The organism is Castellaniella sp. (genome assembly GCF_004321985.1).
GTDB lineage: Bacteria > Pseudomonadota > Gammaproteobacteria > Burkholderiales > Burkholderiaceae_B > Castellaniella.
The window spans coordinates 39,070-54,276 of the sequence record NZ_SCQN01000014.1; the positions used below are offsets into that span (position 1 = coordinate 39,070).

The 15,207-nt window shown below is 62.4% G+C and carries 14 protein-coding genes; all 14 read left to right on the forward strand.

What is annotated here, in order from left to right:
• Positions 1–16 precede the first annotated feature (16 nt).
• The gene (locus EPN31_RS03640) at positions 17–631 is read left to right on the forward strand and encodes an NADH-quinone oxidoreductase subunit C (protein ID WP_291769640.1); all 615 of its coding nucleotides are present in this window, start codon (positions 17–19) and stop codon (positions 629–631) included.
• Position 632: 1 nt separating this feature from the next.
• The gene (locus EPN31_RS03645) at positions 633–1,886 is read left to right on the forward strand and encodes an NADH-quinone oxidoreductase subunit D (RefSeq protein ID WP_291769643.1); all 1,254 of its coding nucleotides are present in this window, start codon (positions 633–635) and stop codon (positions 1,884–1,886) included.
• A 25-nt stretch (positions 1,887–1,911) separates the two neighbouring features.
• Positions 1,912–2,403, forward strand: coding sequence for an NADH-quinone oxidoreductase subunit NuoE (gene nuoE / locus EPN31_RS03650; RefSeq protein WP_291769646.1), 492 nt, complete (start codon positions 1,912–1,914; stop codon positions 2,401–2,403).
• Positions 2,400–3,770: an NADH-quinone oxidoreductase subunit NuoF gene (nuoF, locus tag EPN31_RS03655; protein WP_291769649.1), complete on the forward strand. Its 1,371-nt coding sequence runs from the start codon at positions 2,400–2,402 to the stop codon at positions 3,768–3,770. Before nuoE ends, nuoF begins: the two co-directional genes overlap by 4 nt.
• Before the next feature lie 12 nt (positions 3,771–3,782).
• Entirely contained in the window at positions 3,783–6,113 is a 2,331-nt protein-coding gene (gene nuoG, locus EPN31_RS03660; protein WP_291769652.1) for an NADH-quinone oxidoreductase subunit NuoG, read from the forward strand.
• Positions 6,113–7,186 (forward strand): NADH-quinone oxidoreductase subunit NuoH, encoded by a 1,074-nt coding sequence (nuoH, locus tag EPN31_RS03665; RefSeq protein WP_291769655.1) that lies wholly within the window; start codon positions 6,113–6,115, stop codon positions 7,184–7,186. Before nuoG ends, nuoH begins: the two co-directional genes overlap by 1 nt.
• Before the next feature lie 10 nt (positions 7,187–7,196).
• The gene (gene nuoI / locus EPN31_RS03670) at positions 7,197–7,685 is read left to right on the forward strand and encodes an NADH-quinone oxidoreductase subunit NuoI (protein WP_291769658.1); all 489 of its coding nucleotides are present in this window, start codon (positions 7,197–7,199) and stop codon (positions 7,683–7,685) included.
• A gap of 16 nt (positions 7,686–7,701) precedes the next feature.
• A complete protein-coding gene (locus tag EPN31_RS03675) occupies positions 7,702–8,334 on the forward strand; it encodes an NADH-quinone oxidoreductase subunit J (protein ID WP_291769661.1) in 633 nt (210 codons plus the stop codon).
• Positions 8,334–8,642, forward strand: a complete 309-nt coding sequence (nuoK, locus tag EPN31_RS03680) for an NADH-quinone oxidoreductase subunit NuoK (protein WP_291770086.1) — start codon at positions 8,334–8,336, stop codon at positions 8,640–8,642. The genes EPN31_RS03675 and nuoK overlap by 1 nt, the downstream gene beginning before the upstream one ends.
• A 7-nt stretch (positions 8,643–8,649) precedes the next feature.
• Positions 8,650–10,701 (forward strand): NADH-quinone oxidoreductase subunit L, encoded by a 2,052-nt coding sequence (gene nuoL / locus EPN31_RS03685; protein WP_291769663.1) that lies wholly within the window; start codon positions 8,650–8,652, stop codon positions 10,699–10,701.
• Between the two features lie 11 nt (positions 10,702–10,712).
• Complete coding sequence (locus EPN31_RS03690) at positions 10,713–12,200, forward strand: NADH-quinone oxidoreductase subunit M (protein WP_291769666.1); 1,488 nt, start codon at positions 10,713–10,715, stop codon at positions 12,198–12,200.
• Positions 12,201–12,212: 12 nt separating this feature from the next.
• A complete protein-coding gene (nuoN, locus tag EPN31_RS03695; RefSeq protein ID WP_291769670.1) occupies positions 12,213–13,697 on the forward strand; it encodes an NADH-quinone oxidoreductase subunit NuoN in 1,485 nt (494 codons plus the stop codon).
• A gap of 298 nt (positions 13,698–13,995) precedes the next feature.
• Positions 13,996–14,328: a DUF2818 family protein gene (locus EPN31_RS16670; RefSeq protein ID WP_367188290.1), complete on the forward strand. Its 333-nt coding sequence runs from the start codon at positions 13,996–13,998 to the stop codon at positions 14,326–14,328.
• 16 nt (positions 14,329–14,344) lie between these two features.
• Positions 14,345–15,196 carry a phosphoserine phosphatase SerB gene (gene serB, locus EPN31_RS03705; protein WP_291769675.1) on the forward strand — a complete coding sequence of 284 codons (852 nt, stop codon included), beginning with the start codon at positions 14,345–14,347 and terminating at the stop codon, positions 15,194–15,196.
• Positions 15,197–15,207 lie beyond the last annotated feature (11 nt).

Genomic DNA, 15,207 nt, shown 5'->3' on the forward strand with positions numbered 1-15,207 from the left:
CTCGACAGATATCGCTATGACACGGCTACAGACATTACACGACAACCTGCGCTCGGTGCTGGGCGATTCGGTCGATCTGACCGAATCGCTGGGTGAGCTGACCCTCCAGGTCCCGGCCAGCGCCTGGCTGGAAACCTGCCGCACCCTGCGCGACCATGCCGATCTGCGCTTCGAGCAGAACATGGACCTGTGCGCGGTGGACTATTCCGCCTGGAAGGCCCCTACCTACACGCCCGATCACGTTGCGCACCCCAAGCGCTTTGCGGTGGTGATCCAGCTGCTGTCGGTGACGCACAACTGGCGCCTGCGCGTGCGCGCCTACGCGGATAACGACGAGTTTCCGATGATGGCGTCTCTGGTGGACGTCTGGCCGTCGGTGAACTGGTACGAACGGGAAGCCTTCGACCTGTTCGGCGTGGTCTTCGAGGGCCACCCCGACCTGCGCCGCATCCTCACGGACTATGGCTTCATCGGTCATCCGTTCCGCAAGGACTTCCCGATCTCCGGCCATGTGGAGATGCGCTACGACGCCGAGCAGAAGCGCGTCATTTACCAACCGGTCACCATCGAGCCGCGCGAGGTCGTCCCGCGCATCGTGCGCGAGGATCACTACGGAATAGAGCGGTACTGACATGGCAGAAATCCAGAACTACAACCTGAACTTCGGCCCGCAGCACCCGGCCGCGCACGGGGTGCTGCGCCTGGTGCTGGAACTGGACGGTGAAGTCGTCCAGCGTGCGGATCCGCACATCGGACTGCTGCACCGCGCGACCGAAAAACTGGCCGAGACCCGCACCTTCCTGCAGACGCTGCCGTACATGGACCGCCTGGACTACGTGTCCATGATGTGCAACGAGCATGCCTACTGCATGGCGGTGGAACGCCTGCTGGGCGTCGAGGTGCCGCTGCGCGGGCAGTACATCCGCGTGATGTTCGACGAGATCACGCGCGTCCTGAACCACTTGATGTCGCTGGGTTCGCACGCGCTGGATGTGGGTGCGATGGCGGTGTTCCTGTACGCCTTCCGCGAGCGGGAAGACCTGATGGACTGCTACGAGGCGGTGTCGGGCGCGCGCATGCATGCGGCCTACTACCGGCCGGGTGGTGTGTACCGCGATCTGCCGGATTCCATGCCGCAGTACAAGCCGTCCAAATACCGCTCGGACAAGGAAATGCGCGTCATGAACGAGGCGCGCCAGGGCTCCTTGCTGGATTTCATCGAGGACTTCACGAACCGTTTCCCGAACTGCGTGGACGAATACGAGACGCTGCTGACCGACAACCGGATCTGGAAGCAGCGTCTGGTGGATGTCGGTGTGGTGTCTCCAGAGCGTGCGCTGGCGCTGGGTTTCACCGGCCCCATGCTGCGCGGCTCGGGCATCGAATGGGATCTGCGCAAGAAGCAGCCCTACGAAGTCTACGACCGCATGGATTTCGACATCCCGGTGGGGGTGAATGGCGACTGCTACGACCGCTATCTGTGCCGCATCGCCGAGATGCGCGAGTCCAACCGCATCATCCGCCAGTGCGTGGAGTGGCTGCGCAACAATCCCGGCCCGGTGATCACGGACAACCACAAGGTTGCTCCGCCGAAGCGGGCCAAGATGAAAGAGGGGATGGAAGACATGATCCATCACTTCAAGCTGTTCTCCGAAGGCATGCACGTGCCCGAAGGCGAGGCCTACGCCGCCATCGAGCACCCCAAGGGCGAATTCGGCATCTATCTGATCTCCGACGGGGCCAACAAGCCTTATCGCCTGAAGATCCGGGCGCCGGGCTTTGCGCACTTGCACTCTCTCGAAGAAATGTCCAGGGGCCACATGATTTCCGATGTGGTGACCATCATCGGCACCCAGGACATCGTGTTTGGCGAGATCGATCGCTAGTCGGTCGGTTCACAGGAATAGGCATATGTTGCTTTCTGAAGAAGCGTACCGGGAAATCGACCGGGCAATCTCGAAGTACCCGCCGGAACAGAAGCGCTCCGCCGTGATGGCGGCGCTCACGGTGGCCCAGGACGAAAAGGGCTGGATCTCGCCCGAGGTCATTCGCGACGTGGCGGCGTATCTGGGTATGCCGCCCATCGCCGTGCAGGAATGCGCGACTTTCTACAACATGTACAACACCCAGAAGGTGGGCAAATACACGCTCACCATCTGCACCAACCTGCCCTGTGCGCTGCAGGGCAGCGTGAAAGCCGCCGAATACCTCAAGGAAAAGCTGGGCGTGGATTTCCACGAAACCACGGCGGATGGCCTGTTCACGCTCATCGAGGGCGAATGCATGGGGGCCTGTGGCGATGCGCCGGTGGTGATCGCCAATGGCAAGCACATGTGCTGCCGCATGCAGCCCGAAAGGATCGACGCGTTGATCGCTGAACTGAAACAGCAGGAGTCGGCATGAGCGGGCTGGACGTATTGCAGAAATTCTCCACCGACGCGCTGTCGCCGGATCTGGGCAACGACCCGTCGCTCAGCATGATCTTTCATGGCCGTCACATCAGCCCCCAGATCCTGGCCGGGCTGGATGGCCATAACTGGGGCATCCAGGATTACATGGCACGCGGCGGCTACGAGTCGCTGAAGAAGATCCTGACCACCGGCATGACGCCGGATGACGTGATCGCCGAACTGAAGGCGTCCAGCCTGCGCGGCCGCGGCGGGGCGGGTTTTCCGACGGGCCTGAAGTGGTCCTTCATGCCGCGCAATTTCCCGGGCCAGAAGTACGTGGTCTGCAATTCCGACGAGGGTGAACCGGGCACGTTCAAGGACCGCGACATCCTGCGCTTCAACCCGCATTCGGTGATCGAAGGCATGATCATCGGCGGCTACGCCATGGGCGCGTCGGTGGGCTACAACTACATCCACGGCGAAATCTTCCAGATCTACGAGCGTTTCGAGGAAGCCCTGGAACAAGCGCGCGCGGCCGGGTTCCTGGGCGAGAACATTCTGGGCTCGGGCTTTAGCTACGAGCTCCACGCCCACCACGGCTATGGGGCCTACATCTGCGGCGAGGAAACGGCACTGCTCGAATCGCTGGAGGGCAAAAAGGGCCAGCCTCGATTCAAGCCGCCGTTCCCGGCAAGCTACGGGCTGTACGGCAAGCCTACGACGATCAACAACACGGAAACCTTCGCGGCCGTGCCGTTCGTCTTCAAGCTGGGCGCACAGGCCTATCTGGAGCTGGGCATCGAAAAGGCCGGGGGGACGAAGATCTTCTCCATCTCCGGTGACGTGGAACGTCCCGGCAACTACGAAATTCCGCTGGGCACGCCATTCCCCAAGCTGCTGGAACTTGCAGGCGGCGTGAAGGGCGGGCGCAAGCTGAAGGCCGTGGTTCCGGGCGGATCGTCTTCGCCCGTGCTGCCGGCCGACATCATGATGCAGACCAACATGGACTACGACTCGATCGCCAAGGCCGGATCCATGCTGGGGTCGGGCGCGGTGATCGTGCTCGACGACACGCGTTGCATGGTGAAGTCGCTCATGCGGCTGTCGTATTTCTACTTCGAGGAATCCTGTGGCCAGTGCACGCCCTGTCGCGAGGGCACAGGCTGGCTGTACCGCATGATGAACCGCATGGAACACGGCCGGGGCACGATGGAAGACATCGCGACCCTGGATTCGGCCGCCAGCAACATGATGGGCCGCACCATTTGCGCCCTGGCCGATGCTGCCGCAATGCCCGTGCGCAGCTTCATCAAGCATTTCCGCGACGAATTCGTCTACCACGTTGACCACAAGGATTGTGTGGTCTCCAAATATCTGTAGGTCGCACACGCCATGGTAGAACTCACCATCGACGGTCTGAAGGTCGAAGCCGAAGAAGGCAGCATGATCATCCAGGCTGCACACCGCGCCGGTATCTACATCCCGCACTTCTGTTATCACAAGAAGCTCAGCATTGCGGCCAACTGCCGCATGTGTCTGGTGGAAATCGAGAAGCAGCGCAAGGAAATGCCCGCCTGCGCCACGCCGGTCACCAACGGCATGGTGGTGTACACCAAGTCCGAAAAGGCCGTCGCCGCACAGCGCGCCGTGATGGAATTCCTGCTCATCAACCACCCGCTGGATTGCCCGGTGTGCGATCAGGGCGGCGAATGTCAGCTCCAGGATCTGGCCGTGGGCTACGGGGAATCGGCCTCGCGCTATCACGAGCCCAAGCGGGTCGTGTTCCACAAGCCCATGGGGCCGTTGATTTCGGCCGAACAAATGCAGCGCTGCATTCATTGCACGCGCTGCATCCGGGTGGGCCAGGAAATCGGCGGCATCATGGAAATTGGCATGCTCAACCGTGGCGAATATTCCGAGATCACCACCTTCGTGGGCGAGGCAGTGGAATCCGAGCTCTCCGGCAACATGATCGATGTCTGTCCGGTGGGGGCGCTGTTGTCAAAGCCCTTCACCATGAAGGCGCGGACCTGGGAACTGGCGCGCCGCCGTTCCATCAGCCCGCACGACAGCGTGGGCGCCAACTTGGTCGTGCAGAGCAAGATGGACCGGGTGCTGCGCGTGGTGCCGTTCGAGAACGAACCCGTCAACGAATGCTGGATCAGCGACCGCGACCGCTTTGCCTATTGCGGTCTGTACACCGACGACCGGCTGCAGCACCCCATGGTGCGCGCCTGCGACGGCGAATGGCACGAGGCTACCTGGGCGGAAGCCCTGCAATCCGTGGTCACCGGGCTGACCCAGGTGCGCGAAGACGGCGCAGGCGCCCAGATGGGGTTCCTCGCGGCCGAGACGGCGACGCTCGAAGAAATGGCGTTGCTCTCGAGGCTGGCGCGGGCCCTGGGATCGGACAACATCGATTTTCGCCTGCGGGGAGATGGCGCGGCACTGGATGCGGTGCGCACGGGCGCGCCGTGGCTGGGCATGCCGATCGCCGACCTGAACAAGCTCGATCGCACGCTGGTGGTGGGATCGTTCCTGCGCAAGGACCATCCGCTCATGGCGCAGCGCCTGCGCCAGGCGGCCAAGCGCGGCATGCAGCTTTCGCTGGTGGACAGCGTGGCGGTGGATCCGCTGGTACCGGTGGCGGCCCACATGACGGTCAAGCCATCGGCAGTGGTCGATGCGTTGGCGCAGATCGTGGTGGCGCTGGCTGGTCTCAAGTCGCAGCCGGTACCGGAAGGTCTGGCGGGTGTGCAGGCGGGTGACTCCGCACGCGCCGTCGCGGCCAGCCTGGCTTCGGGCGAGCGCGTCGCGGTCTTCATGGGTAATCTGGCGGTCAGCGATGACCAGGTCGCGCAGCTCGCCGCCAATGCCCAGGCCATTGCCAGGCTGGCGGGCGGCCGGTTCGGGTTCCTGACCTCGGGTGGCAACACGGTGGGTGGTTACCTGGCCGGTGTCGTCCCCGGTAAGGGCGGGCGCGATGCACGCCAAATGCTCTCTGGTGATCCTCTGAAGGCTTATGTGGTGCTGCATGCCGAGCCGCTGCTCGACAGCGAGCTGGGCGAGCAGGCCGTCGATACCCTGAAGGGTTCGGCCATGGCGGTGGCGCTGACCCCGTTCAAATCAGCTGCGCAGGACTGGGCCGATGTGATGCTGCCGATCGCACCGTTCACTGAGACTTCCGGCACGTTTGTGAATGCCGAAGGCCGCGCCCAGAGCTTCAAGGGCGTAGCGGCCACGGTGGGCGACACACGCCCGGCCTGGAAGGTGCTGCGGGTGCTGGGCAATCTGATGGGGTTGCAGGGGTTCGATGACGAGACCTCCGAATCAGTGCGCGATACGGTGATGGTGGGCAGCCTGGAAGACCGGCTGTCCAACGACATCAACCTGACCCCGGCCACGGTAGCGGTGGGTGCCGGCCTGGAACGTGTGGCCGAGCTTCCCATCTACCGCACGGACGCGCTGGTACGTCGTTCGCAACCACTGCAAGAGCACATCAACTCGGCGCCGCCGCGCGCTGCCATGAACGCGGCCACGTTGCAGACGCTGGGGCTGTCGGCGGGCGACACTGTGCGGGTGACCGCCACCCATGGTTCGGTGGATCTGGAGGCCGCGCTGGACGAGGCCGTGGCCGACGGCGCCGTGCGCATCGCGGGTGCGTTTGAACAGACAGCTGCTTTGGGCATGGGCTCGGGCGAAATCAAGGTGGAGCGTCTCTGATGGACTGGTTGAACACCCTGAACGCCTACGGCGTGGATCTGATCGGCCAGGCCCCGTGGCTGGTGGTCTGGACGCTGGTGAAGATCCTGGTCATCGCCGTTCCCATCATTCTGTGCGTGGCCTACCTGACGTACTGGGAACGCAAGATGATCGGCTTCATGCACGTACGCCTGGGGCCCAATCGCGTGGGTTATCGCGGGCTGCTGCAGCCGTTCGCCGACGTCTTCAAACTGTTGTTCAAGGAACTGATTGTTCCGGCCAAGGCCAACAATGTGCTGTATATCGTTGCGCCCATCGTCACGTTGACGCCTGCGCTGGCCGCCTGGGCCGTGATTCCGTTCCAGCCCGAGGTGGTGCTGGCCAACGTGAACGCCGGCCTGCTGTATGTGATGGCGATCACGTCCGTCGGCGTGTATGGTGTCATCGTCGCGGGCTGGGCGTCCAACTCCAAATACGCGCTGCTGGGCGCGCTGCGGGCCTCGGCCCAGATGGTGTCTTACGAGCTGGCCATCGGCTTCGTGATGGTGACGATCCTGCTGGTATCCGGTTCGCTGAACCTGTCCACCATCGTCTCGGGCCAGGGTCATGGGTTTTTTGCGGGCCATGGGCTGACCTTCCTGTCCTGGAACTGGCTGCCGCTGCTGCCGCTGTTCATCATTTATGTGGTGTCGGCCGTGGCCGAGACCAACCGGCTGCCGTTCGACGTGGTGGAAGGTGAATCCGAAATCGTGGCCGGGCACATGGTGGAATATTCCGGCATGGGTTTTGCGCTGTTTTTCCTGGCTGAGTACGCGAACATGATTCTGCTCTCGGCCATGGCGTCGGTCATGTTCCTGGGCGGCTGGATGGCGCCTCTGGACATCGCACCGTTCACCTGGATTCCGGGCTGGATCTGGCTGGGCATCAAGACATTCATCGTGGTCTCGATGTTCATCTGGTTCCGTGCCACCTTCCCGCGTTATCGCTATGACCAGATCATGCGCCTGGGCTGGAAGGTTTTCATCCCGCTGACGGGGATCTGGCTGGTCGTGGTGGCCATCTGGATGCAGACGCCCTGGAATATCTGGCAGTAAGGAGAGCGACATGGAAGCGATCAAGGATTTCTTCGGCAGCCTGATGCTGAAGGAAATGTTCGAGGGCATGCGCCTGACGGGCAAATATTTCTTCAAGCGCAAGATCACCATTCGGTATCCGATGGAGAAGACGCCCACGTCGCCCCGGTTCCGCGGGCTGCACGCGCTGCGCCGCTACGAAAACGGCGAGGAACGCTGCATTGCCTGCAAGCTGTGCGAAGCCGTCTGCCCGGCGCTGGCCATCACCATCGAATCCGAGCAGCGCGAGGACGGCACGCGCCGCACCACGCGCTACGACATCGATCTGGCCAAGTGCATTTTCTGCGGGTTCTGCGAAGAGGCCTGTCCCACGGATTCCATCGTGGAAACCCATCTGCACGAATATCACGGCGAAAAGCGCGGCGATCTCTACTACACCAAAGACATGCTGCTGGCGGTGGGCGACCGGTACGAGCCGGAAATCGCCGCACGCCGCGCTGCCGACGCGCCTTATCGTTGAAGCCGGGACACCGACCATGAGTTTCGATATCTTTCTGTTCTACCTGCTGTCCATCGTGCTGGTGGTGGCGGCGTTCCGCGTCATCACGGCGACCAGCCCCGTGACCGGCGTGCTGCATCTGATCCTGACGTTCTTCACGGCATCGATGATGTGGATGCTGATCCAGGCGGAGTTTCTCGCGCTGGTGCTGGTCATCGTCTACGTCGGAGCAGTGCTGGTGCTGTTCCTGTTCGTGGTGATGATGCTGGACATGCGTCTGGAAGGTCTGAAGCAGGGCATGAAGGTCTACCTGCCGCTGGGGCTGACCATTGGCGGCATCATGGTGGCCGAGATGGTCTTCGTGGTGGTGCGCGCCTGGGGGCATGTCGGGGATGCGCCTGTTCCGGCGGCGGATTTCGACAATACCCGGGCGCTGGGCGTGGCCATGTACACGCACTTTCCGTATGCGGTGGAAATCGGCGGCGTCATTCTGCTGCTGGGCATGATTTCCGCGATCGCGCTCACCATGCGCAAGCGTACTGACTACAAACGTACCAATCCGGACCGCCAGACTCGCGTGAAGTCCTACGACCGCGTCCGCCTGGTGAGCATGCCATCAGAGGCCGAGACCGCCGAATCCAAGCCGTCTGCCGAAGGAGCCAAGCAATGATGACCCTGAGCCTCAGCCATTACCTGATCATCGGGGCCATCCTGTTCGCCATCGGCGTCTTTGGCTTCTTCCTGAACCGCCGCAACCTGATCGTGCTGCTGATGTCCATCGAGCTGATCCTGTTGTCGGCCAACATGAATTTCGTCGCCTTTTCCATCTGGTCGGGCAATCCCGCCGGACAGGTCTTCGTGTTCTTCGTGCTGACGGTGGCGGCCTCCGAGGCCGCGATCGGCCTGGCCATCCTGGTGCTGCTGTTCCGCAACCTGAGCACGATCGCCGTCGACAAACTCGACCATCTGAAGGGGTGATGGGGTCATGAGTCCACAGAGTCTTTATCTACTGATCGCGCTGGCGCCGCTGGCAACCGCCGTCGTGGCGGGCTTTTTCGCGACTGGCTTCATGGGGTCCTGGATCAGCCGCCGGGGCGCCCATCTGCTCACCATTCTGGGTGTGGCGGTGTCCTTCATCGGGTCGCTGGTGGTCCTGCAGCAGGTCATGGGCGGCCACACGTTCGACGGCACCATCTATGTCTGGTCCATGATCGGCACAGTCAAGTTCGAGGTCGGCTTCCTGATCGATCCGCTGACGGCGCTGATGATGGTGGTGGTCACCTTCGTCTCGCTCATGGTGCACGTCTACACCATCGGCTACATGGCGGACGACCGGGGCTACAACCGCTTCTTTTCGTACATTTCGCTGTTCACGTTCTCCATGCTGATGCTGGTCATGTCCAACAACATGATGCAGATCTTCTTCGGCTGGGAGGCCGTGGGCCTGGTGTCGTACCTGCTGATCGGCTTTTATTACGGGCGGCCCTCGTCGGTGTTTGCAAGCCTGAAGGCATTCCTGGTGAATCGGGTGGGCGACGTGGGGTTCGTGCTGGGGATCGGGCTGCTGTATGCCTATTCCGGGACGCTGCACTACGCCGACATCTTTGCTCAGGCCGACAAGCTTGCCGCGATCACTTTTCCAGGCACGGACTGGCACATGCTGACGGTCGCGTGCCTGTGCCTGTTCGTCGGTGCGATGGGTAAATCGGCGCTGGCGCCGCTGCATGTGTGGCTGCCGGATTCCATGGAAGGCCCCACACCGATCTCGGCGCTGATCCACGCCGCTACCATGGTGACGGCCGGCATCTTCATGGTGGCGCGCTTCTCGCCCGTGTTCGAGCATGCACAGAACGTGCTGTCCTTCATCCTCATCATCGGTGCTTTCGGCGCGCTGTTCCTGGGGCTGATCGCGCTGGTCCAGACCGACATCAAGAAAGTGGTGGCCTATTCGACGCTGTCTCAGCTTGGCTACATGGCGGTGGCGCTGGGCGCATCGGCGTATCAAGTCGCGATCTTCCATCTGATGACACATGCTTTCTTCAAGGCGTTGCTGTTCCTGACGGCAGGGTCCGTCATCCTGGGCATGCACCACGACCAGGACATGCGCCACATGGGCGGCTTGCGCAAATACATGCCCATCACCTGGATCACCACGCTGATCGGGTCCCTCGCGCTGGCTGGCATGCCGTTCTTCTCGGGGTTCTATTCCAAGGAACACATCGTGGAGGCCGCTGGTGCCGCCGGCATCTGGGGCGCGAACTTCGCCTATTTCTGCACGTTCGCGGGGCTGTTCGTCACCTCGCTCTATTCGTTCCGCCTGTATTTCCTGGTGTTCCACGGCAAAGAGCGCTTCGATCTGGAACACGGCCCCAAGGCGCTGGTGCACGAAGAAGACTTCGAACCGCTGGAGGGTGAAGCCCGCGAGCATGCCATCGCCGAGCAGGCCCACCATCACGGTCTGCCCAAGGAATCCCCGTGGGTGGTGACCGTCCCGCTGATCGCGCTCGCCTTCATGTCGGTGGTCGCGGGCGTATGGTTCATCCAGCCGCTGCTTTTTGGCGACTTCTTCGGCCATTCCATCACGGTGCTGCCGCAGCACCCGGCCATGGCCGATATGGCTGGCGAATGGCACGGCTGGGTCGCGTTTGGCCTGCATGGGCTCACCAGTGTGCCGTTCCTGCTGCTGGTGGCGGGTTTCGTGGTCGCCTGGTATTGCTGGCTCATCAATCCGCGCGTCCCAGAGGCTTTTGCGCGCAGTCTGGCCTGGGTCTATCGGGCGCTGGTTGAAAAGCTCTATTTCGACTGGTTCAACGAGCAGGTCGTGGCGCGTGCCATCCGTGGGCTGGGCCACGGGCTGTGGCAGCGCGGTGACCGCCACCTCATCGACGGCATCATGGTCAACGGCACCGCGCGCATGGTCGGGTTGGCGGCCGCCACTGGGCGCCTGCTGCAGTCGGGCTACATCTACCATTACGCCTTCGCCATGATCATCGGCATCATGGTGTTTCTCACATTCTTCGTCTTGATGGTTCACTGATGACTAGCGAAATGGCGACTTCGTCACTGCCCTGGCTGACTCTATCGATCTTCGTTCCGATCGTCTTCGGATTGCTGGTGCTGCTGATCGGCCGGGATGACAATCCCGGACCCGCGCGGGTCCTGTCGCTGATCGGCTCCATCGCCGGCTTTCTGGTGACGTTGCCGCTGTACACGGGTTTCAACCCGCACACGGCCGACATGCAGTTCGTCGAGAACAGGCCCTGGATCGAGACCTTCAACCTGAACTATCACCTGGGGATCGACGGGATATCGGTCTGGTTCATCCTGCTCACCTCCTTCATCACCATCATCGTGGTGCTGGCGGGCTGGGAGGTCATCAAATCCCGCGTGGCGCAGTACATGGCGGCATTCCTGATTCTGTCGGGACTCATGATCGGCGTGTTCTGCGCGCTGGACGGGATGCTGTTCTACGTTTTCTTCGAGGCCACGCTGATCCCGATGTACATCATCATCGGCGCCTGGGGGGGACCGAATCGCGTCTATGCGGCGCTGAAGTTCTTCCTCTACACGCTGATGGGGTCGCTGCTCACGCTGATTGCCTACATCTACCTGTGGCACGAATCGAATGGCTCGTTCGATGTGGCCACCTGGCAGCACCTGAAGCTGAATTATTCGCAGCAGATCTTCATCTTCATTGCGCTGCTGGCCGCCTTTGCGGTGAAGGTCCCCATGTGGCCCATTCACACCTGGCTGCCGGATGCGCACGTCGAGGCGCCTACGGGCGGTTCCATCGTCCTGGCGGCGGTCATGCTGAAACTGGGCTGCTACGCGTTCCTGCGCTTCCTGCTGCCCATCGCGCCGGACGCCTCGCACAGCCTGGCCGGACTCATGATCGTGCTCTCGCTGATTGCGATTGTCTACATCGGGCTGGTGGCCATCGTCCAGGACGACATGAAGAAGCTGGTGGCGTATTCATCGGTCGCCCACATGGGGTATGTGACCCTGGGCTTCTTCCTGTTCAACGTCACCGGCATGGAAGGCGCCATCATCCAGATGCTGTCGCACGGTTTCGTGTCGGGCGCCATGTTCATGTGCATCGGCGTGATGTACGACCGGCTGCACACGCGGCGCATCGATGCCTATGGCGGGATCATCAACCGCATGCCCAAGTTCGTGACCTTCTTCGTGCTGTTTTCGATGGCCAATGCCGGCCTGCCGGGCACCAGCGGGTTCGTGGGCGAATTCACCGTGATCCTGGGCGCCGTCCAGTTCAACTTCTGGGTCGGGCTACTGGCCGCGACGGCGCTGATGTGGGGGGCGGGCTATTCGCTGTGGATGCTCAAGCGCGTGGCCTACGGGCCGGTCGCCAACGAGAATGTCTCGGGCATGAAGGACATCAACGGGCGCGAATATCTGGTGCTGGGGCTGCTGGCCATCATGGTGTTGTTCCTGGGGATCTTCCCGAGCTTCTTCACTGATTTGATGCACCCCTCGGTCAATGCGCTGATGCAGCACGTGGCCATCTCGAAACTGTAGGCCTGACTAACCATGCATACTCTATTTGACTTCGCACTGGCGGCCCCCGAGATCGTGCTGCTGGCGCTGACCTGCCTGGTCCTGCTGCTGGATGCCTTCGATCGCGATTCGGGGCGTCGCATGACCTTCACGCTGACCATGGCGACGCTGGTGATCGTGATCCTGGTGTCCTGGGGGCAATGGCGCAGCGGCCTGCACGGGCGCACCTTCAGCAGCCTGTATGTGGCGGATTCGCTGGGGCATTTCCTGAAGATCCTGTCGGCCGTCGCCGTGGGCGTGACCCTGATCTACGGTCGTTCATATTCCGAGAAGCGTGACATGACGTCGCGTGGCGGGGAGCTTTACTCACTCACGCTCATCATGCTGCTGGGTGAATTCGTGATGATCTCGGCCGGCAGCATGCTGACCGTGTACTTGGGTGTGGAGTTGATGTCGTTTGCGCTTTACGCGCTGGTGGCGCTGCGCCGCGACCATCTGGCGTCCACCGAAGCCGCGATGAAGTACTACGTACTGGGCTGCCTGGCTTCTGGCATCCTGCTCTACGGTATGTCCATGATCTATGGCGCGACCGGCGAAGTCGGGCTGGCCGAGATCGCCCAGGTGATTCGCGGGGGTCACGCCCAGAGTCTGCCGCTGGCCTTTGGCGTTGTCTTCATCGTTGCCGGCCTGGGGTTCAAGCTGACGGCCGCACCATTTCACATGTGGACGCCGGATGTCTACCAGGGTGCTCCGACCACGGTCACGCTGCTGGTGGGGGCGGCCCCGAAGTTCGCGGCCTTCTGCATCACGCTGCGGCTGCTCATCGAGGCGCTGCACGGTATTGCCGTGGACTGGCAGCCCATGCTGCTCATCATGGCTGTGCTGTCGCTGGCGCTGGGCAACATCGTGGCCATCGCGCAGACCAACTTCAAGCGCATGCTGGCGTATTCGGCTATCGGGCAGATGGGCTATGTATTTCTGGGACTGCTGTCGGGGGTATCCAGCGGCCATGCCGGGACCAACGCGGCCGCTTATGGCGCGTCACTGTTCTACGTCGTGATCTATGTGCTGACCACGCTGTCCACGTTCGGCCTGATCCTGCTGCTCTCGCGCCAGGGTTTCGAAGCCGAAGAGATCGCCGATCTGAAAGGCTTGAATCGGCGCAATCCGTTGCTGGCGGGTGTGCTGCTGCTGTCCATGTTCTCGCTGGCCGGCATCCCGCCGCTGTCGGGTTTCTATGCCAAGCTCATCGTGCTGCAGGCGGTGGTGAGCGCCGGTTATGTGTGGCTGGCGGTGTTTGCCGTGATGTGCTCGCTGATTGGCGCCTTCTACTACCTGCGCGTGGTGAAGATGGCGTATTTTGACGAACCCGAGGATGGCGTGGTGCTCAGCACGGGCACTTTTGCCACGCGCAGCGTCATGTCGCTCAACGGCCTGCTGGTGATCGGCCTGGGCATTCTGCCGGGCGGCCTGATTGCGCTGTGCGAACGCGTCATCACGCAGTCGCTGGTGTTCTGAGTTTCCAAACGGCTGAGCGGGACGCGTCATGACCTTGTCGGTAGCAGTTTGGCTGGTTATTTTCAGTGCATTGGTGATGGCGAACCTGCCGTTCGTTCTGGACCGGCCACTGGCAGCTTGGGGGTGGGCAGCCACCCAGGGCAGCGGCAGTGGTTTGCGCTGGGTGCGTTGTCTGGTCTTTTTGGCTGGGGTGGCGCTGTGGTCCTATGGGACGCTGACCCTGGTTGGCGGCGCGTTCGCCGGCGGCGGCAGCACGGCGGCGCTGTTTTTCGTCAAGCTGTTGATCAGCGTGTTGATCATGGCGGCCTGGCTGTACTGGCCGGGAGTGTCGGGGCGTTCAGCGGATGCTGCCAGCGGCGCCGGTGCGCCATCAGCAGCTACCCCGCCGACCCCGGTCCGGGCTGCCGTGCGCCGGTCCGTGGAGCCGGTCAAACCGTTCATCGACCGCCTCCTGGAAGTCCTGGTCAGCTATGTACTGGTCGGGACGCTGGGCAATTCGCTGGAACTCAATCTGGGCAATGGCTTCACCCAGGGCTGGGAATTCTATGCCGTGACGCTGGCGCTGTTTGTGGTGCTGGCCTACCCGGGCTTCGTCTGGCGCTATATGCTCAAGGCCCGGCGCCACCATTAGCTCTGGAGATTCCCGCGTGGCTCACGTGATTCTGCAGGCCCCGCGCCTGATGCGCGACGACATCGAGCGGCTGGCCGCCGTTGCCTGTGCCAGCGGCGTGCAGGAGCTGACCCCAACCGCCGTACGTCTGCTGGGCGTGGCGTCCGATACGCAGGCCGAGGTGATGGCGCTTGCGCAGGCGGCCCACATGGATGCGGCCTGGCTGGAGTCCATCAGACGACTGGCCGACTGCAAGCTGCTGGCGATGGACATGGATTCCACGCTGGTCAATATCGAATGCATCGACGAGATTGCGGCGGCCGTCGGCCGCAAGGCTGAGGTGGCGGCGATCACCGAGGCTGCGATGCGCGGCGAACTGAAAGACTTCTCGGAGAGCCTGCGCCGGCGCGTGGCGTTGCTGAAGGGTGTCCCGCAGTCTGCCCTGGAACAGGTTTTCACCCAGCGGCTGCGGCTCAATCCGGGCGCCGAAGCGTTGATACAGGCCGTGCAGAAACATGGCATCCGTGTGGTGCTGGTGTCGGGGGGCTTCACGTTCTTCACGGAACGCCTGCGGCGAGGCCTGATGCTGGACGAAGCGCATGCCAATACGTTGGAAATCGTCGATGGCGTGCTGACCGGGCGTGTACTGGGCGAGATCGTGGACGGCGCGGTAAAAGCACGTCATGTTCAGGCGGCAGCTCAGACGCTGGGGGCTGTGCCTGAGCAGATCATCGTGCTGGGCGACGGCTCCAACGATCTCCCCATGATGGCTCTTGCGCACTATTCGGTCGCCTACCGGGCCAAGCCCGTCGTGCGGGCGCAGGCGCGCTTCGCGCTGGATGTCAGTCCGCTGGATGCTGTCCTGAACTGGTTTCGGCGGCAGCATTAGCCGGTACCTGG